At 57.4% G+C, this 18059-nt stretch carries 17 protein-coding genes; 13 read left to right on the forward strand and 4 right to left on the reverse strand.

Annotation, left to right across the window (positions count from 1 at the left end):
* The first annotated feature begins 194 nt into the window (after window positions 1-194).
* Together secG and KO498_RS13135 are read left to right on the forward strand one after the other, a co-directional pair.
* Complete coding sequence (secG, locus tag KO498_RS13130) at window positions 195-548, forward strand: preprotein translocase subunit SecG (protein ID WP_215960329.1); 354 nt, start codon at window positions 195-197, stop codon at window positions 546-548.
* A 179-nt stretch (window positions 549-727) separates the two neighbouring features.
* On the forward strand, window positions 728-2371 hold the full coding sequence (locus KO498_RS13135) for a CTP synthase (RefSeq protein ID WP_215960330.1): 1644 nt from the start codon (window positions 728-730) through the stop codon (window positions 2369-2371).
* Here KO498_RS13135 and KO498_RS13140 read toward each other — a convergent pair.
* On the reverse strand, window positions 2357-2947 hold the full coding sequence (locus tag KO498_RS13140) for a hypothetical protein (protein WP_215960331.1): 591 nt from the start codon (window positions 2945-2947) through the stop codon (window positions 2357-2359). The two genes, KO498_RS13135 and KO498_RS13140, sit on opposite strands and share 15 nt — an antisense overlap.
* A gap of 159 nt (window positions 2948-3106) precedes the next feature.
* Here KO498_RS13140 and KO498_RS13145 point away from each other — a divergent pair, with 159 nt between their 5' ends.
* The 7 genes from KO498_RS13145 (at window position 3107) to KO498_RS13175 (ending at window position 9086) form a co-directional block, all read left to right on the forward strand.
* Window positions 3107-3400, forward strand: coding sequence for a DUF1330 domain-containing protein (locus KO498_RS13145; protein WP_215960332.1), 294 nt, complete (start codon window positions 3107-3109; stop codon window positions 3398-3400).
* A gap of 1 nt (window position 3401) precedes the next feature.
* Entirely contained in the window at window positions 3402-3842 is a 441-nt protein-coding gene (locus tag KO498_RS13150) for a TerB family tellurite resistance protein (RefSeq protein ID WP_215960333.1), read from the forward strand.
* Complete coding sequence (locus KO498_RS13155; protein WP_215960334.1) at window positions 3839-4276, forward strand: TerB family tellurite resistance protein; 438 nt, start codon at window positions 3839-3841, stop codon at window positions 4274-4276. The genes KO498_RS13150 and KO498_RS13155 overlap by 4 nt, the downstream gene beginning before the upstream one ends.
* A gap of 91 nt (window positions 4277-4367) precedes the next feature.
* Window positions 4368-5678, forward strand: a complete 1311-nt coding sequence (locus tag KO498_RS13160; protein WP_215960335.1) for a glutamine synthetase family protein — start codon at window positions 4368-4370, stop codon at window positions 5676-5678.
* Between the two features lie 62 nt (window positions 5679-5740).
* Complete coding sequence (locus tag KO498_RS13165; RefSeq protein ID WP_215960336.1) at window positions 5741-6430, forward strand: type 1 glutamine amidotransferase; 690 nt, start codon at window positions 5741-5743, stop codon at window positions 6428-6430.
* Window positions 6427-7788 carry a glutamine synthetase family protein gene (locus KO498_RS13170; RefSeq protein ID WP_215960337.1) on the forward strand — a complete coding sequence of 454 codons (1362 nt, stop codon included), beginning with the start codon at window positions 6427-6429 and terminating at the stop codon, window positions 7786-7788. Before KO498_RS13165 ends, KO498_RS13170 begins: the two co-directional genes overlap by 4 nt.
* The gene (locus KO498_RS13175) at window positions 7785-9086 is read left to right on the forward strand and encodes an NAD(P)/FAD-dependent oxidoreductase (protein WP_215960338.1); all 1302 of its coding nucleotides are present in this window, start codon (window positions 7785-7787) and stop codon (window positions 9084-9086) included. The genes KO498_RS13170 and KO498_RS13175 overlap by 4 nt, the downstream gene beginning before the upstream one ends.
* A 209-nt stretch (window positions 9087-9295) precedes the next feature.
* Here the strand turns inward: KO498_RS13175 and glyA are convergent, their stop codons facing one another.
* Entirely contained in the window at window positions 9296-10615 is a 1320-nt protein-coding gene (gene glyA, locus KO498_RS13180) for a serine hydroxymethyltransferase (RefSeq protein WP_215960339.1), read from the reverse strand.
* Window positions 10616-10718: 103 nt separating this feature from the next.
* On the opposite strand from glyA, the gene KO498_RS13185 reads away from it, so the two are divergent.
* Window positions 10719-11579 (forward strand): LysR family transcriptional regulator, encoded by an 861-nt coding sequence (locus KO498_RS13185; RefSeq protein WP_215960340.1) that lies wholly within the window; start codon window positions 10719-10721, stop codon window positions 11577-11579.
* Here the strand turns inward: KO498_RS13185 and KO498_RS13190 are convergent.
* On the reverse strand, window positions 11576-12040 hold the full coding sequence (locus KO498_RS13190; protein ID WP_215960341.1) for a DNA polymerase III subunit chi: 465 nt from the start codon (window positions 12038-12040) through the stop codon (window positions 11576-11578). The two genes, KO498_RS13185 and KO498_RS13190, sit on opposite strands and share 4 nt — an antisense overlap.
* A 4-nt stretch (window positions 12041-12044) precedes the next feature.
* Window positions 12045-13529 carry a leucyl aminopeptidase gene (locus tag KO498_RS13195; protein ID WP_215960342.1) on the reverse strand — a complete coding sequence of 495 codons (1485 nt, stop codon included), beginning with the start codon at window positions 13527-13529 and terminating at the stop codon, window positions 12045-12047.
* A gap of 117 nt (window positions 13530-13646) precedes the next feature.
* Here KO498_RS13195 and lptF point away from each other — a divergent pair, with 117 nt between their 5' ends.
* Genes lptF through KO498_RS13210 form a run of 3 tightly spaced genes read left to right on the forward strand, consistent with a single transcriptional unit; the run spans window position 13647 to window position 18054 of the window.
* A complete protein-coding gene (gene lptF / locus KO498_RS13200) occupies window positions 13647-14789 on the forward strand; it encodes an LPS export ABC transporter permease LptF (protein WP_436835936.1) in 1143 nt (380 codons plus the stop codon).
* Entirely contained in the window at window positions 14786-15904 is a 1119-nt protein-coding gene (gene lptG, locus KO498_RS13205) for an LPS export ABC transporter permease LptG (RefSeq protein WP_215960344.1), read from the forward strand. Before lptF ends, lptG begins: the two co-directional genes overlap by 4 nt.
* Window positions 15901-18054: an LPS-assembly protein LptD gene (locus tag KO498_RS13210; protein WP_215960345.1), complete on the forward strand. Its 2154-nt coding sequence runs from the start codon at window positions 15901-15903 to the stop codon at window positions 18052-18054. Before lptG ends, KO498_RS13210 begins: the two co-directional genes overlap by 4 nt.
* Window positions 18055-18059: the final 5 nt, after the last annotated feature.

The following is an 18059-nucleotide window of genomic DNA, read 5'->3' on the forward strand; positions in this document are numbered from 1 at the left end:
TTGCGCCCAAACCTGTCTGCACGCATTATGCATATGTTTATGCACTGCGGTATGCACGCGAGTCACAGCGGGATTTTTGCTCAAAAGGTTAACGTCAACGCAGCGCACGCCAGCTTAATCTTAACAACACGGGTTGCAGGGGCAAAGCCTTTCGCCTACATACCAGCCAACCAGATTGAAGGCTTGAATACCGCATGGAAAACGTCGTTCTCATCGTCCACCTACTTCTCGCTCTCGCGCTTATTGGCGTGGTGCTTATGCAGCGTTCCGAAGGCGGTGGGCTGGGCATGGGCGGCGGTGGCGGCGCAGCAACGGGCCGTGCCGCAGCAACCGCACTTGGCAAGGTCACATGGATCCTCGCGATCGCCTTTATCTGCACCTCGATTTCACTGACAATTCTGGCGGCTCAGAAATCAGCTGGCGGCTCGGTGATCGACCGCCTGAGCGACGTTTCAGTTCCCGAACCTGCGTTAGCTGACACTCCTGCTGATGCGCTCCTTCCCCCAAGCCAGGGCGAAGATGCACCGCTGGTTCCGACAGCCGACTAGGCCCTATTTGACCACTACAGCTTGGCACTGAGAACGAATTCACAACATTATGTTGCGTTTCCATTGCCAAACCAAGACGAATCTACTATTGCTCAAATCCCGTGATGATGCGCAGTTTTTCGCTCCGCTCATGGCATTTTTGAGCGTTTCTGCGCGCGTAAATCACGGGGGTTCACACCATGGCACGTTACATCTTTATCACCGGTGGTGTTGTCTCATCTCTTGGCAAAGGCCTCGCGTCGGCGGCTCTCGGAGCGCTTCTGCAAGCCCGTGGTTTTTCCGTGCGTTTGCGCAAACTTGACCCCTATCTGAACGTCGATCCGGGCACCATGTCACCGTTCGAGCACGGCGAGGTTTTTGTCACCGATGACGGCGCCGAAACCGACCTTGATCTGGGCCACTACGAGCGCTTCACCGGCGTCGCCGCGCGCAACACCGACAGCGTTTCCTCGGGCCGTGTCTACTCAACCGTGCTCGAAAAGGAGCGTCGCGGCGACTACTTGGGCAAAACCATTCAGGTCATTCCGCACGTTACCAATGAAATCAAGGAGTTCCTTGATGTTGGCGATGATGAAGTCGACTTCATGCTCTGCGAAATTGGCGGCACCGTGGGCGATATCGAAGGCCTGCCGTTTTTTGAAGCGATTCGTCAATTTTCCCAAGATCGACCCCGCGGACAGTGCATTTTCATGCACTTAACACTTTTGCCTTACCTTGCTGCTTCGGGCGAATTGAAAACAAAACCAACCCAACACTCGGTAAAGGAACTTCGCTCGATCGGTTTGCAGCCAGATGTTTTGGTCTGTCGCTCGGAGCAGATTATCCCGGAAAAAGAGCGCGCCAAGATTGCCCTTTTCTGCAACGTGCGCCCCGAGGCTGTCATTCCGGCTTATGATCTCAAGTCGATCTATGAAGCGCCCCTCGCCTATCACTATGTCGGTCTTGATCAGGCGGTTTTGGATGCCTTTCAAATCAGCCCCGCGCCCAAACCCGAACTGAAAGTTTGGGAAGACGTTAAAGACCGGATCACCAACACCGACGGGGAAGTGAACGTGGCGATTGTTGGCAAGTATACGCAGCTTGAAGACGCCTATAAGTCGATCAAGGAAGCACTGATGCATGGCGGCATGGCCAACCGCGTTAAAGTAAATGTTGAGTGGGTTGACGCTGAAGTATTCGACAAAGGCGATGCCGCACCACACCTCGAAGGGTATCACGCGATCCTGGTTCCCGGTGGCTTTGGCGAGCGCGGAACCGAAGGCAAGATCAAAGCTGCGCAATTCGCTCGCGAGCGCAAAGTGCCCTACCTTGGCATCTGCTTGGGCATGCAAATGGCAGTGATCGAGGCCGCCCGAAATGTGGCCAACATCAAAGATGCCGGATCAGAAGAGTTTGACCACGAAGCTGGAAAAAAACGTTTTGAACCAGTGGTTTACCACCTGAAAGAATGGGTGCAAGGCAACTACAAAGTCACCCGAAAAGCCAATGACGACAAGGGCGGAACAATGCGTCTCGGGGCCTATGACGCAACGCTTTCAGAGGGCTCGAAAGTGGCCGAAATTTACGGCGGCACTGCGATTGAGGAGCGTCACCGTCATCGCTACGAAGTCGATGTGAAGTATCGCGATCAGCTTGAAAAACACGGTCTGCACTTCTCCGGAATGTCCCCAGATGGCAGCCTGCCCGAGATCGTTGAGTGGAAAGATCACCCTTGGTTTATCGGTGTGCAATTTCATCCCGAGCTCAAATCAAAGCCCTTCGCGCCGCACCCGTTGTTCGCTGACTTTGTGCGCGCCGCGGTTGAGACTTCACGCTTGGTTTAAGTCCCCGCCAGCTAGGGTCTGAAACCGCTGTTTTGCCACTTTGCGAAGCTCCTGACGCCAATCTGCGCAGATCTTCATCCGGTTCGGCACGGGGCTTGTCAGCTCTGCAAAGGGAAGCACAGGAGGTCGTGACGCCGGCACAGTCAAAACGCGTTCCCGGATCACCCAACGCCCCACTTTCCCCGCTGCTTTGTCAAGCTGTTGACAGGACAACCAGTTGTCAAACCCGACTGGTCTATCAGCCAGTTTGAGGGGGTGTTCGCTGTCAAAAAAGCCCGAGTTGATCCTGAGGCACAGAGCATCAAGGAGACGGCACATCGCCCGAAACTCCTGCGGAACTTCATTTTTGTGCAAGTAGTTAAAGCGCATCGGGTCCGCGTTGATGAAGCTCTGCAAAGCAGCCGTCAAACGCACGCCCTTGCGCGAGGTGGCCCACTCCAGAACCGGCAACGGCACTTGCTGCCAGTCGGCCTCAAATAGCAACTTTTCAAGCGCCAAAGGCGTCGCGCGTTTTATCCGTGCGAGCTTTGAATTGTGACTATAGAGTAGCTTCAGACGATCTTGTTGAGCAGTCATAATGTCTCTTTATAGTTGGCAGCCAGTTTGTCGTTTTGTAGCCCACACCTGCGACATTATTTGGGAGAAAACATGGCCTTCGCGTGGTTTTCACCATGCGTTCGCTTGACGCCGCCGCAGTTTAAGCCGAGCTTAAGGCAGATATTGAGGGAGAGACAAATGCCAAAGGGTTACTGGGTCGCGCATGTTGACGTGAAAGACCCACAAGTTTACCAGAAATATGTCGCCGCCAATGCAGCTCCCTTCGCGGAATTCGGCGCAAGGTTCATCGTGCGTGGCGGGGCCCAAGAAGTGCAGGAAGGGGCCGTCAAAATGCGCACGGTGGTCATCGAATTTCCGACCATTGAAGCAGCCTATGCCTGCTATCGTTCGGAGGGATACCAAGCCGCAAAAAGCATTCGCGACCCTATTTCACAAGGAGATATGGTGATTATTGAAGGATATGAGGGTTAGTATGGATCTGATTGAGCGTTTCACCCAGTTGTTTCACAAACCGTCTTCAGAGCCCCTCCCCGAGCCCGATGCGCAACTTGCTTTGGCAGCTCTTTTGGTGCGCGTTGCGAAGTCCGATCATACTTACAGAGTTGAAGAGATATCACGGATCGACTTGCTGCTGGCTGAGGTGTTTTCGCTCAATCCTGTTGAGGCCGCAAAGATGCGCGCAACCAGTGAGAAACTTGAAGCCGCAGCTCCCGATACCGACCGTTTTGCACAGTTGATCCACGACAATGTCCCCGAGCCCGAGCGCATAAAGACCCTGCAAGCAATGCACGATGTCATGCTGGCAGATGGCGTTGAAAAACCCGAGGAACAAAGCGTTATCGACGCCGCCTGCAATGCACTCGGGCTAGACAAAAAGTTGCTCAAAGGCCTCACGAAGAAAGCAAACAAATGATCAAAGGCCTGTTTGACAGACTTCTGGGAACAACCGAAGACAGCCCTCGTGACGAGGATGCCCGCCTTGCCATGATCGCAGTATTGGTGCGGATTGCACGCGCTGACCATGACTATGCTGAAGTTGAAAAACTCCGTATCGACGCAATAAGCCAAGCCCGATACGGCCTTGATAAGAGTGCCGCAATGGCCTTGCGAGCAGAAGCTGAATTGCTTGAGGCCGAGGCCCCCGACACCGTCCGCTTCACGCGCGTGATCAAGGAAGCCGTGCCATATGACGAACGCCAGGCCGTGCTTCAAACCATGTGGTCGGTCGTGCTTGCCGACAACACCCGCGACACACATGAAGATGTTTTGATGCGCATGGTTGCCAATTTGCTGGGCGTTTCCGACCGCGACAGCGCGCTTGCCCGACAACAGGCCGCCTCACAATAGGCAGTTTTCGCCCTTGATCCAATCAAACCCCTTGGCAGAGGCAATGGCATCTGGCAAGTTGCCACAAAATTTGATCAAATTCCGGTGTCACATGACCTTCGACTACACGTCTCTTCGAATAGCAGCCTGCGATCTCAACGGGCAAATGCGCGGAAAACGCTTGCCAACCGAGTTTGCGAACAAAGTCGAAAAGGGAGCGGTACGCATGCCCGTTTCAGCGCTCAATGTTGACATTTGGGGGGCTGACATTGAAGACAGCCCGCTGGTTTTTGAGAGCGGCGACGCAGATGGGTTTCTCATGCCGACGGGCCGTGGGGCGTTGCCGATGCCTTGGCTGTCGTCTGATGCCGCCTTGGTGCCCGCAACCATGCTCAATGAAGACGAAAGCCCTTTTGAAGGTGATCCGCGCCGCGCCCTTGAGCGGGTTCTTGAGCGCTATGCCGCACGCGGATGGCAAGTGCGTGCCGCCACCGAGATGGAGTTCTATCTGGTGGATGACCAGAAGGGACTTGGCCCTGTAAGTCACCCGCAGACCGGCCGTCCACTTGAAAACACTGAGGTATTGTCGCTCGCTGAACTCGACGCATTCGAAAGCTTCTTTGATCAACTCTATCAGGCTTGCGATGAAATGGGCATACCGGCTCAGTCAGCTATTGCCGAAGCGGGAATCGGGCAATTCGAGATCGACATTGATCACCGTGATGCGCTTGAGGCCGCTGACAATGCATGGCTCTTCAAGGCCTTGGTAAAAGGCCTCGCACGCCAGAATGATATGGCGGCAACATTCATGGCAAAACCCTTTGCAGACGATGCAGGCACAGGTCTTCATGTGCACTTTTCAGTCGTTGATGCTGAGGGAAACAACATCTTTGATGATGGCAGCGAGTTGGGCAATGCCACGCTGTTGAATGCCGTCGCAGGATGCCTCGAAGCGATGGCAGCCTCGACTCTGATCTTCGCACCACATGGCCCAAGCTACGACCGCATGGTGCCCGGTGCTCATGCACCAACGGCAATCTGCTGGGGCTATGAAAACCGCACCGCAGCCCTGCGCATCCCTGCCGGACCGCCGCAAGCGCGCCGCATTGAACACCGCCTCGCTGGAGGTGACATCAACCCGTATCTGCACCTCGCGGCTGTCTTGGGTGCGGCCATTGATGGCATCGAACGAGAAGCTTTGGCCCCCGCGCCGATCGCTGGAAACGCCTATGAGGAAGATCATCCGCAACTAGCGACAAGCTGGGCCGATGCCATCCACCAGTTTGAGAACGATGCCGCTATCAAGCGTATCTTCCATCCGCTTCTGATCGAGAACCTCGTTATGACAAAGCGACAAGAAATGCGCTTACTTGCCCAAATCGAGCCTGAAGATGTCTGGAAAACCTATCTTGAAACGGCTTAAACCTCTACTTGCCAGAGTGGAAAAGGCGCGTTAGCGTAAATTTGATCAAATAGGTGACCCTGATGAAAATTGGCATACTACAAACTGGCCATGCCCCTGACGAAATCCGTGACGAGCAAGGCGACTATGATGATATGTTTCGCAGCCTTTTGGGCGCGCGCGGATACGAGTTCATTACTTTCAACGTCGTAGAAGGCATCTTCCCTAGCGGGCCTCAGGACGCAGACGCCTGGCTCATAACAGGCTCCAAGCACGGCGCCTACGAAGATCATCCTTGGATCCCACCGCTCGAAGCTCTGATCCGTGATATCAAAGCTCTTGGTTTGCCGATGATCGGCGTTTGTTTTGGTCACCAGATCATTGCTCAAGCCCTTGGAGGAAAAGTAGAAAAGTTCAGTGGCGGGTGGGCCATTGGACGGCATGACTACACGATTAACGGTGCCAACATGTCGTTGAACGCTTGGCATCAAGACCAGGTTGTCGATCTGCCAGAGGGCGCGGAAGTGATCGGATCGAACGCGTTTTGCGCCAATGCAGCGTTGCTGATCGACGGCACAATTCTAACGATCCAGCCTCACCCCGAGTTTACCGCTGATGTGATCGACGGGCTGATCAAGTATCGCAGCGGCACCGTCCCTGACGCTCTGGTCAAATCTGCCCGTGAGAACCTTGGATCACCAACCCAAAGCGACAAGTTTGGCGAATTGATGATCGCTCACTTGGAAAAAGCAAACCGCGGAGACCGATCATGACTGACACCTGGATGAAAAAACTGCCCGAAAGTGCAGCGGCCTATCTGGAAGGCCGCCGGCTTGACGAGGTCGAATGCATCGTTTCCGACTTGCCCGGCATCGCCCGCGGTAAAGCTGTTCCGGCTAAAAAATTTAGCCGCCAAGAGTATTTCCACCTGCCTGATTCAATATTTTACCAAACAATAACAGGTGGTTGGGGTGAAGCCGCAGGAGATGGCGGGTTCATTGAGCGAGACATGATTTTGAGGCCCGATATGAGCACAGCCACAGCTGCGCCCTGGACAGGTGACTGGACATTGCAAGTCATCCACGACGCCTATGACCGTATGGGAGACCCGATCGAATTTGCCCCGCGCAACGTGCTCAAACGGGTTGTCGAGCTTTACCGGAAGCAAGGGCTTAAGCCTGTTGTCGCACCAGAAATGGAGTTCTTTCTGGTGGCACGAAACCTTGATCCTGCCAAGAAGATCGAGCCAATGATGGGCCGGTCAGGGCGGCCTGCCGCCGCACGGCAAGCCTATTCCATGACGGCCGTTGACGAGTTTGGCCCCGTCATTGACGACATCTACGACTTTGCCGAAGCGCAGGGTTTCGAAATCGACGGAATTACCCAAGAAGGTGGCGCAGGGCAGCTCGAGATCAACCTTGTGCATGGTGATCCGGTCAAGCTTGCTGACGAGGTTTTCTACTTTAAGCGGCTGATCCGTGAGGCTGCATTAAGGCATGATTGTTACGCCACATTCATGGCCAAGCCAATTGCCGACGAGCCTGGCTCGGCGATGCATATTCACCACTCGGTGCTTGATATCGAAACTGGCCAGAACATCTTTTCCGGCCCCCAAGGCGGCGAAACCGATGCGTTTTTTCAATTTATTGCCGGCCTGCAAAACCATATGCCAGCAGCCATCGCGGTGATGGCTCCTTACGTCAATTCCTACCGGCGATATGTGCGCGATCACGCCGCCCCTATCAACCTTGAGTGGGGGCGTGACAACCGCACAACCGGCATTCGCGTCCCGCTTTCTGGCCCCGAAGCGCGCCGCGTTGAGAACCGGCTCGCTGGCATGGATTGCAACCCCTACCTCGGGATCGCGGCGTCATTGGCCTGCGGGCTGATCGGCATTCAACAGGAAGAGCGCCCCGACAAGCAATTCAAAGGCGACGCCTATGCCGGTGACGAGGATATCCCCCGTGAAATGGGCGCTGCGCTTGATCTGTTTGACGAAAGCAAAGCGCTTCACGACATGCTCGGCCCAGAGTTTGCGCGAGTCTATTCGATCGTCAAACGTGCTGAGTATGAAGAGTTTTTGGGCGTGATCTCCCCTTGGGAACGCGAGCATTTGCTGCTGAACGTATGAACCTTCTTTACAGCAACGACACACAGGGGGCCTTCCCTGACAGCTGGTATGCAGCAACGGCTCACCCGCGTGAACCGCATGCGCAATTGCGCGGTGATGCAGAAGCCGATGTTTGCGTTGTCGGCGGAGGATACACCGGCCTCTCGGCTGCATTGCACCTCGCAGAACGCGGTTACAAAGTCGCCTTGGTTGAGGCTCACCGCGCGGGTTTTGGTGCCTCCGGCCGCAACGGCGGTCAGCTCGGATCAGGCCAGCGTGCCGAGCAGGACACGCTCGAAAAGCTCGTTGGCGACGCTGATGCCATGAAGCTTTGGCACCTTGCCGAAGAGGCAAAAACTCTCGTTAAAGATCTGATTTCAAAACATAAAATTGACTGCGCCTTAAAGCCTGGCATCGCCCATGCCTGTTTTAGCGCGCGCGAGATGCAGCATGAGCACGCCTATGTCGAACACCTCCAAACCCGCTATAACTATGATCAAATCAAGCCTCTCGACGCCAATGAACTACACACAATCTGCCCTTCTCCACGCTACAAAGGCGGATCCCTTGACATGGGCGCCGCCCATTTGCACCCGCTCAACTACGCACTCGGGCTCGCAAAAGCCTGTGAAGCCGCTGGCGTCACGTTTTATGAAAACACCCATGTGCACAATATTGTAGAGGGTGACACCTTAACAATCCGTTGCGATACGGGCCGCATTCGCGCCAGGCATCTGATTCTCGCTTGCAACGGATACTTGGGCGGCCTCAACCGGCGCGTCGCGGGCCGCGTGATGCCGATCAACAATTTCATCGCCGCAACCGAGCCCTTGGGCGACGATGCCGCAAAGGTGCTTTCCAAAGATGTCGCGGTGGCCGATAGCAAATTCGTGGTGAACTATTTTCGCCTCTCCGCCGACAAGCGTCTTCTCTTTGGCGGCGGTGAAAGCTACGGCTACAAATTCCCCGACATCGACAAGACCGTGCGCAAACCTATGGCCGAAATTTTCCCACATCTTCAAGATGTTAAGTTCACCCACACATGGGGTGGAACTCTTGCCATAACGATCAACCGCCTGCCCTATCTAGCACGGTTTGGCCCAAACATACTGTCAGCTTCAGGCTACTCCGGCCATGGCGTCGGAACCGCAACCCACGCTGGAAAACTGATGGCCGATGCCGTCGCAGGCCAAGCCGAGAGCTTTGACATCATGGCCAAGATCCCAACAAGCCCGTTCCCCGGTGGGCCCGCGTTTCGCACGCCGCTCCTAACCCTCGCAATGACATGGTATGCCATGCGCGACAGGCTTGGTATCTAAACCGTTAAGGCTGCGTTCAACAAGGTTAACACCAGAAACCGCCCTGTGACTCGCGTGCATACTGCAGTGCATACCACAGTGCATAATGCGTGCAGACAGTTTCACACCGATCATTTGGTTAACAAACCTGCCCTACTTTTTCTTGGTGCAAATATCCTGGGGGTGCGGGGGCAACGCCCCCGCCTGAGTCGCGCGCGCAGCGCGGGAAACTACCCATGCACAAAGTGAATCTTCTCAAACGTTCCACGCCACGCCGACACTTCCGCGGCCAATGCGTCAGCATCATTGCCCCTCAGCCCGCGGGCAATCAACCCCGCCATTCGCGGCATATCCTCGACAGTCATCCCCCAACGCGCCAGCTCGGGCGTGCCAAGGCGCAGCCCGTTCATGTCCCCGGCAACCTCGTCAATCGGCAGGCCGATGCCGCAGGCCAGAAAACCGGCCTTGCGCAGGGTCTTTGACGCCGCCTGCCCACCGCCAAAGGGTGCGGCTTCAAGCGCGAACTGGTGTGACTGCGTGGCACTGCCGCCGCTCGTAAACACCTTCAGCCCAAGCTCCGCCAGTTCCTCTGCCAGCCGCTGACTCAAGGCGATCATCTGCGCCGCATAGGCCTGCCCGAAGTCGCGCCAATCGAGCATGGTCACTGCAAGTGCCGCCGTCTTGGCCGCATCAAAATTAGCTGTCATGCCAGGAAAGGCGATGGCATCCAGCCGCTCGGCCATCTCGGCGTCATTGCTGACTATCAGCCCGCCTGCAGGCCCGCCGAGGCTTTTGTAAGTGCTCATTGTCATCAAATGGGCACCTTCGCTCAACGGGTTTCGCCAAGCTTTGCCAGCGATGATCCCACATTGGTGGGCCGCGTCAAACAGCAGTTTCGCGCCGACGTCATCGGCAATCTCGCGCACTTCAGCTACGGGGTGTTCAACCAGATTGAGCGAGCCGCCAAGGGTGATCAGTTTGGGCTTTTCGGCCTTTGCCAGCACGCGCAGCGCAGCGACATCGACGGTGTAGCCGTCGGCCAGCACCGGAGCCGGCAGGGAACGCAATCCGTAAAGCCCCGCACACCCTGCGGCGTGGTGGGTGACATGGCCGCCGATGCTCGCGGGTGGCGCGATAATGGTATCGCCCGGTTTGCAAGTCGCCATGAAGGCATAAAGGTTGGCGATCGCGCCAGAGGGCACGCGCACTTCGGCAAACCTGGCATCGAACACTTCTGCCGCGAGTGCCGCTGCGATGACTTCGATCTCCTCGATCGCCTCCAGCCCCATTTCGTATTTGTCACCCGGATAGCCAAGCGAGGGGCGCGAGCCGATGCCCGAACTCAGCAACGCTTCTGCGCGCGGGTTCATCACGTTGGTCGCGGGGTTGAGGTTAAAGCACTCAAGCTCGTGGATACGTTTGTTGTCCTCGGCAAGTTGCTCCAAGCGCGAAAGCAGCCCGCTTGCCGTCTGCGTGGCCGTCTGGTTTGATATCCGTTGCACGAGGGCCTCGCTGTTTGCGGGCACCCAGTCTCGTTTGGCTAGTGTCATTGCTCTGTCCTTTGCTGTGTTGACCAAAGATTGGCCCAGACTTGCGCTTGCCGCAAACCAGAAGGGTGCTAAGTTAGCTTTAGAAAATCTAAGGGTAGAAAAAATGAGCGTATCGCCACCCCGCCCTAAGGGGCCGCCGCTTAACGCCTTGCGCGCTTTTGAGGCGGCAGCGCGGTTGGGCAGTTTCACCGCAGCTGCGAGTGAACTCTCGGTCACTGCTGGCGCAGTTTCCCAACAGATCAAGACGCTAGAGAGCTGGGCGAATGCCCGCCTGTTTGAGCGCCGCGCGCAGGGCGTTGTTCTGACGGTGGAAGGCCGCGCGCTTTCAGTGCCGCTCACCCGCGGGTTTGACGCCTTGGCTGAAGCGGGCAACATGCTTAAGCGGTTCAACCCCAAGCGGGTGCTCAACTTCGCCACTTTGCCCAGCATTGCGCAGCTGTGGTTGCAGCCGCGTCTGCCTGCTCTTAGATCGGCATTGGGAGAGATCAGCCTGTCGGTTTATGCGCTTGAAACACCGCCCGACCTAACCCGCACGGCGTTTGAATGCAGCTTGTTTCTGCGCGAACCAAGTGGACAGGCCGGTGAGGTTGTTGTCGCGGACGACGCTTTGCTGCCGGTTTGTGCGCCCGAAGTGGCCGCGCGGCTCCAAGCCCCCGAAGACTTGCGCAACGAGGTGCTGCTACAGGACGAAAGCTGGCAAGAGGACTGGGACGTTTGGGCGCAAGCCGTGGGTTTTGAGACGCACCAAAACCAACAAAGCGCAGGGTATTCGCTTTATGCAATGGCCCTTGCCGATGCTGTTGCAGGCTATGGCGTCTTGCTTGGGCATCGTGTCTTGGTTGCTGCGGCCCTTGAGGCGGGCACATTGGTTGCGCCCTTTGAGCAGGAGGTTGATCAGGGCCGCGCTTTGGTGCTTGAGGCCTCTGATGCCGCGCCGGAGGGGCTTGCGGCGTTGCTGGCTTAGCTTGCCGCGCTCTCGGCCTTCATTTCCCAGCGGCCGCTTTCTTCTGACCAGTATTCAGCCGCGCAGCCCGCGCTTGTGAGGGCTTTCCACTGGGTGCGGGCCTGGGCGACAGCGTGCTCTTCAAAGCCGTTGAAAAGAACACAGGTGCGCTCATAGGCATTGACTTCATCGGCAGAAACCTCGGCACCGTCGATGGTCATAAGAACCGTGGCCTGGTTGCTCGCCTCGCCTGTTGTCAGGAGCACGGGCTGCTCTGTGTCGTGCGGCCCGCCTGCAATTCCGTGGGGCAGAAAGCTGTCGGGGGCGCCTTGCCAGAGCCGCTCGTCGAGCCAGCTCAGGCGCGCGGGGTCAGGGCCACGGACAGCGACGTTCCAACCACGGCCAAGCGAGGCCGTAAGAAGCTGCGGCAAGGCAGCCTCCAGCGGACGCTGCGTGAGGTGGTAGAACATCGCCTTACCCATGTGCCTAGGCCTCTGCTTCAACGGTCTCGTAGTTGTCGGCGATCATCCGGTTGAGCGCCATGACGCCCCAGCCTGTTGCTCCGACGGGCGCATAAGGCGACTCTGCCTTCAGGCTCGCTGTGCCGGCGATATCAAGGTGGATCCAGGGCGTGCCCTCTTGCACGAAACGGTGCAAAAACGCCGCGGCAGTGCATGAACCTGCGGGCCGTCCGCCAACGTTTTTCACATCCGCGATGCGGCTTTTGAGCTGCTCGTCATAGCCCTTGCCGAGCGGCAGACGCCAAGCGCCCTCCCCCTCGGCTGCTGCGGCTTTCAGGAAGCTGTTGCAGAAGCCGTCGTCATTGGCGAACACACCGGTGTTTTCGTGGCCCAGAGCGATCACAACTGCGCCTGTGAGTGTCGCCAGATCAACCATCGCGGCAGGTTTGTATGTCTCTTGAATATACCACATGATGTCGCAAAGAACGAGGCGGCCTTCAGCGTCGGTGTTGATCACCTCGATGGTGTCACCCTTCATGGATTTGACCACATCCCCGGGGCGTGTGGCGCGCTCGCTTGGCATATTCTCGACAAGACCGACGATGCCGATGACGTTGGCTTTGGCTTTGCGTTCGGCGAGTGACTGCATGGTGCCGGCAACCGTGCCCGCGCCGCCCATGTCCATTGTCATGTCTTCCATGCCGGCGGCTGGTTTAAGGCTGATACCGCCCGTGTCAAACACCACGCCTTTGCCGACAAGCGCCACAGGTGCCGCACCCTTTTCACCGCCAAGCCACTCCATCACCACAACTTTTGAAGGAGAAGCAGAACCGAATCCGACGCTGAGAAGGCTGTGCATGCCGAGTTTGGCGAGTTCGTCTTCTTCCAGCACTTTGACTTTAAGCCCGACTGAAGAGAGCGCTTCCAAACGGTTGGCGAACTCGGTGGTTGTCAGCACATTCGCAGGTTCGTTCACCAAGTCACGGCTGAAATGAACGCCACGGGCGATGGCCAGCGGTGTTGCGCAGGCGGCTTCAAGTTCGGCGGGTTTGGGGCAGATCACCAAGACAGCGCCTTCGTTTGTGGTGTCGGCGGTTTTGTGCGGGGTGAACTCATACATGCGCAGCGCAAGCCCGAGGATGATATCGCTTGAGCGTGGCATATTGCCAAGGCTCAAAGTGAGTGCCGCTTTGCCCTTCACCTTCGCCAGAGCAACGCCAGCTTTGCGGGCCATGTCGGGTTTGGCTGTGCGGGTGAGTTTGACCACGTCAACAGCCTCGGCCTCCATGCCAGCAGGGTAGCCCATGCTGATCACATCGCCCTCGGCGGCTTTTTCAAAGCGCTCGCTCTCGACAAGACGCTTGAGCGCGCCCTTGGTGAGGCGACTGATGCGGCGGCCGTCTTTGCCAAGCCCGCCATCAAGGCCAGCCACAATGGCCACACGGCCCGTGAAGGTTGCGAATGCATCGAGATCAAGCTCGCTAAAGCGATATTCTGCCTGTTTTGACATGAGGTTCTCCTTTGGTTCGGTATAGTGGTAGCGCGACCACAAGATATTGACCAGATAGGAGTTTACCCCATAGGCGGAATTCCTATAAAGTCGAGCAAAGAACACAAATCCGGGGGGATGTTCGTGGCCAGATTCGACCGCTATATGCTCTCGCAGCTGATGGTTCTGTTTGGCTTTTTCTCACTGGTTCTGGTGGCGATTTACTGGATCAACCGAGCCGTGAAGCTTTTTGACCGCTTGATTGGCGACGGGCAAACCGCGATGGTCTTTGCCGAGTTTACCGCCCTCACCCTGCCCTCGGTTATCCGCGTTGTGCTGCCGATCGCAGGCTTTGCGGCAACGCTGTATGTCACCAACCGCTTGAGCACAGAAAGCGAGCTGACGGTGATGCAGTCAACCGGCTTTAGCCCCTGGCGGCTGGCGAGGCCTGTGCTTTACTTTGGCATCATCGTCGCGTTGATGTTGTCGGCGCTCACGCATTTTCTGGTTCCCTCGTCGCTCAAACAACTGAACCTGCGCGAAGGCGAGATTGCCAGCAATGTAACGGCCCGCTTGCTGACGGAAGGCACGTTTTTGCACCCGACTGATGGTGTGACCTTCTACATTCGCGAGATCACACCTGACGGGCGCATGGTTGATGTTTTTCTGTCCAACCGCACCGACCCGAACGAAAGCGTGACTTATACTGCCGAGGCAGCATATTTGGTGCGCGGCGAGACCGGGCCGAACCTTGTGATGGTCAACGGGCTGACGCAGCGGCTGACCCTGGACAGCGGGCGCCTAAACACCACGCATTTTGCCGATGTCTCCTATGATATCAGTGGGTTCCTTAAGCAAGACGAGGCAAAGAAACCCCTGCTCAAGTTTTTCACCACCCCCGAGATGCAGCGGACGCCTGTGCATATTCAGGTGCAAACCGGCGTGACAAACGGGGTGTTCGCTGAAGAGTTCCACACGCGGTTTGCCCAGCCTTTGTTCGCGATTGCGGCGGTGCTGCTTGGCTTTGCGACACTGCTTTCGGGCGGGTTTTCGCGGTTTGGCATCTGGCGTCATATCATGACAGCGCTGTTGCTACTGGTGCTAATCAAGGGGCTTGAAGGCGTGATGGCAGAGCAGGTTTTAAGCAACCCTGCGCGGTGGCCTATGGCCTATGTGCCGTCGCTGCTAGGGTTGGCTCTTGCGGCGGTTTTGCTGGCGCGCTCGGCGGGGCAGCTGCCTTCTCTGAGCGCATGGCGACGCCGGAAAGCGGCGATGTCATGAAGCTGCATCTCTATTTTGTGCGCAAGTTCCTGTTTACCTTCCTCGGCCTCATGGCCGCGTTCTTTGTGTTGCAATCGCTACTGGATCTTGTTGACCAGACCCGCCGTTTTCAGGCGCAAGATGTGAGCTTTGGCGGCTTGATCCAGCTGACGCTTTTGAACGTGCCGCAAGGGCTTTACCAGATACTGCCCCTGGTGATGATCCTTTCAACGATTGCGCTGTTTTTGGGGCTGGCACGCTCGTCGGAGCTTGTTGTTGTGCGCGCGGCGGGGCGTTCGGCGCTCAAGGCTTTAGCTGCGCCCGCAGTTGTGGCCTTTCTCATTGGTGTGTTGGTCGTGGCGATGTTCAACCCCATCGTTGCGGCCACGTCAAAGCGCTACCACGAGCTCAGTCAGAGCCTGCGGGACGGCGGCAGTGATGTGCTGTCGATCTCTGCTGACGGGCTTTGGTTGCGTCAGGGAGGCACCGGCGGTGCCGAGGGGCAAACCGTTATCAGGGCAGCATCAGCCAACCCCGAGGCAACCGTGCTGTATGATGTGAGCTTTCTGGTTTACTCGCCGTCGTCCGAGCTGGCCAGTGGCCCCGTGCGACGGATCGAAGCCCGTGAGGCGCGGCTGGAACCGGGTGCTTGGCTGCTGAGTGATGCCGTGAGTTGGCCTTTGCTGTCAGGTGTGAACCCGGAAGCAAAGGTTGAACGCAGCACCGAGCTCAAGTTCCCCTCTACCCTCACCCAAGAGCGCATATTGGAGAGCTTCGGTGCGCCGAATGCGATTTCGATCTGGGAGTTGCCGAGGTTCATAGCCCAGCTCGACCAAGCAGGGTTTTCGACACGCAGGCACTCGGTCTGGATGCAGATGGAGCTGGCGCAACCGCTGTTTTTGCTGGCGATGGTGCTTGTCGGGGCGGCCTTTACCATGCGACAGGCGCGCGGCGGCGGCACGGGTTTTGCTGTGCTGGCCTCGGTTTTGCTTGGCTTCGGGCTTTACTACATCCGCAATTTCGCGCAGGTGCTTGGGGAGAACGGGCAGATACCGGTGATGCTGGCGGCATGGGCACCGCCTGCCGCATCGATCTTGCTGGCTTGGGGGCTTATCTTGCATAAGGAAGACGGATGAGAGCGCGGCTTTGGACATATGCTTTGGCATTTATCTGTGCTGTTGGCCTGCCTGCGCTTGCTCAGGAAGCGCCCGGCCCTGCGGTTTTGGTTGCCGACACCGTGTTTCTGGATGGCAAGAGCCGCCTTGTGGCCGAGGGCCGTGTTGAGGCCCTATATGGCGAGACGCGCATCATAGCCGAACGCATTGTTTATGATCGCAGCACCGAGCAGCTGAGCATTGAAGGCCCGATCCGCATAGAACAAGGCGACAACACCACCGTGCTCGCTGACAGTGCCGAGATGGACCCGAGCTTTCAGAATGCCTTGCTTAAGGGCGCGCGCGTTGTGCTAGACCAACAGGTGCAACTGGCGGCCTACCAGATGAACCGCGTTAACGGGCGCTACTCGCAGCTTTATAAAGCCGCCGTTACGTCTTGCAGCATATGCAATTCAAATGAGCCGCCGCTCTGGCAGATACGGGCGCGGCGGGTTGTGCATGACCAAGCCGAGAAGCAGCTATATTTTGAAGGCGCGCAACTCAGGGTCAAAGACATTCCGGTGTTTTACTTTCCCTATCTGCGCCTGCCTGATCCGACACTCAAGCGTGCGAGCGGGTTTCTGATCCCGTCGTTCAGCTCCAGTTCGATCCTCGGAACCGGCATTCGGGTGCCTTACTTCATTCGTATGGGCGACCACAAAGACCTGACGCTGACACCCTACCTGAGCAACAAAACCCGCACGCTCGAGTTTGCTTACCGGCAGGCCTTTAGCAAGGGTGATGTCGCCTTTTCGGGCGCCATTTCACGCGATGACGAGTTGCCCGGCGAGACACGTGCCTACCTGTTTGCCGATGGTGCATTTGATTTGGGCAATGACTTCAAGCTGGCATTTGACCTGGAAGTGGTGCGCGACAAGACCTACCTTGTGGATTACAAATATTCCGACAAAGACAGGCTTGATAGCGAGATAGCCCTGACCCGCACCAAGCGTCACAGCTTCACCCGCGCTGCGCTGACGGGCTACTACACCCTGCGTGAAAACGAGGCCAACAGCACCATCCCGTCGCTGATCGGTGACTTCGAGCACGAGCGGCGGTTTTTCCCACGCGGGCTTGGCGGCGAGCTGCGGATGAACGCAGGGCTGCACAGCCATTACCGCTATTCCAGCCTCGATACTGACAGCGCCGATGACGACAGCATTGTTGACGGCCGTGATGTGACCCGCCTGAGTGCCGAAGTCAGCTGGCGGCGGCAGTGGACCTTTGCCCAAGGTCTGCAAGCCAGCGCGATGCTCGGTGTGCGGGCTGACCAGTTTTCAACCGCACAGGACGCGAGCCTGCCAGCATCGACAAGCGAAGTCACCCCGATGGCCGCACTGACCCTGCGCTATCCGTTCCAGAAGCGCAGCAAGACCGGCGCGCGGCATATCCTTGAGCCGGTGGTGCAGTTTGGCTGGGTCGGCGGAGACAACCCCGATGTCGCCAATGACGAAAGCACGCGTGTCGAGTTTGACGAAGGCAACTTGCTCTCGCTCAGCCACTTCCCCGAAGCTGACCGCCAAGAGCGCGGCGCGATGCTGGCCTACGGCATGAGCTGGACACGGCAAGGGCTGAAAGGCTGGGAAAGCAACCTCACTTTCGGGCAGGTGTTGCGCGAAGAAACGCAGGTTGATTTCTCGCAAACCTCGGGCCTTTCAGGGCGGCACTCTGACGTGTTGCTCGCAGGGCAGATCCGCTCGAGCGAGGGGTTGTCCTTTACAGGCCGCGCGCTGTTTGACACCGATCTTGACCTCTCCAAAGCCGAAGCGCGGGCCAGCTACCAGCAACAACGTTATGGCGTTGGGGCGAGCTATGTCTGGCTGGGCGCTGACGCCGCAGAAGACCGCGCAGCAACAGTGGCCGAGCTGTCGCTTGACGGGCTTTACCGCTTTAACCGGCATTGGACGGGCACCGCCAACATGCGCTATGACGTAACCGCCGAGGAGGCCGCCGAGGCGGGCATCGGCCTACAATATCGCAATGAATGTGTGCGGGTTGACCTTTCGCTCTCGCGCCGCTTCACTTCTTCGACTATTCTGTCGCCATCCACCGATATGAGCCTGACTGTCGGCTTGCTCGGGTTTAACGCCGGAACACGGGACGCCTCTTACGCCCGTCAATGCAGGGACTGATTTTG

The sequence above is a fragment of the Lentibacter algarum genome (assembly GCF_018860975.1).
Taxonomy (GTDB): Bacteria; Pseudomonadota; Alphaproteobacteria; order Rhodobacterales; family Rhodobacteraceae; genus Lentibacter; species Lentibacter algarum_A.

Excerpts from the sequence above, each read along its gene's own strand:
- KO498_RS13155 (WP_215960334.1), top strand. The coding sequence starts at position 3,839 with ATGATCAAAGGCCTGTTTGACAGACTTCTGGGAACAACCGAAGACAGC.
- glyA (WP_215960339.1), bottom strand. The coding sequence starts at position 10,615 with ATGACACTAGCCAAACGAGACTGGGTGCCCGCAAACAGCGAGGCCCTC.
- KO498_RS13145 (WP_215960332.1), top strand. The coding sequence starts at position 3,107 with ATGCCAAAGGGTTACTGGGTCGCGCATGTTGACGTGAAAGACCCACAA.
- KO498_RS13210 (WP_215960345.1), top strand. The coding sequence starts at position 15,901 with ATGAGAGCGCGGCTTTGGACATATGCTTTGGCATTTATCTGTGCTGTT.
- KO498_RS13135 (WP_215960330.1), top strand. The coding sequence starts at position 728 with ATGGCACGTTACATCTTTATCACCGGTGGTGTTGTCTCATCTCTTGGC.
- KO498_RS13160 (WP_215960335.1), top strand. The coding sequence starts at position 4,368 with ATGACCTTCGACTACACGTCTCTTCGAATAGCAGCCTGCGATCTCAAC.
- KO498_RS13175 (WP_215960338.1), top strand. The coding sequence starts at position 7,785 with ATGAACCTTCTTTACAGCAACGACACACAGGGGGCCTTCCCTGACAGC.
- KO498_RS13150 (WP_215960333.1), top strand. The coding sequence starts at position 3,402 with ATGGATCTGATTGAGCGTTTCACCCAGTTGTTTCACAAACCGTCTTCA.
- KO498_RS13190 (WP_215960341.1), bottom strand. The coding sequence starts at position 12,040 with ATGGGTAAGGCGATGTTCTACCACCTCACGCAGCGTCCGCTGGAGGCT.
- KO498_RS13165 (WP_215960336.1), top strand. The coding sequence starts at position 5,741 with ATGAAAATTGGCATACTACAAACTGGCCATGCCCCTGACGAAATCCGT.
- KO498_RS13185 (WP_215960340.1), top strand. The coding sequence starts at position 10,719 with ATGAGCGTATCGCCACCCCGCCCTAAGGGGCCGCCGCTTAACGCCTTG.
- KO498_RS13170 (WP_215960337.1), top strand. The coding sequence starts at position 6,427 with ATGACTGACACCTGGATGAAAAAACTGCCCGAAAGTGCAGCGGCCTAT.
- secG (WP_215960329.1), top strand. The coding sequence starts at position 195 with ATGGAAAACGTCGTTCTCATCGTCCACCTACTTCTCGCTCTCGCGCTT.
- lptG (WP_215960344.1), top strand. The coding sequence starts at position 14,786 with ATGAAGCTGCATCTCTATTTTGTGCGCAAGTTCCTGTTTACCTTCCTC.
- KO498_RS13195 (WP_215960342.1), bottom strand. The coding sequence starts at position 13,529 with ATGTCAAAACAGGCAGAATATCGCTTTAGCGAGCTTGATCTCGATGCA.
- KO498_RS13140 (WP_215960331.1), bottom strand. The coding sequence starts at position 2,947 with ATGACTGCTCAACAAGATCGTCTGAAGCTACTCTATAGTCACAATTCA.
- lptF (WP_436835936.1), top strand. The coding sequence starts at position 13,647 with ATGTTCGTGGCCAGATTCGACCGCTATATGCTCTCGCAGCTGATGGTT.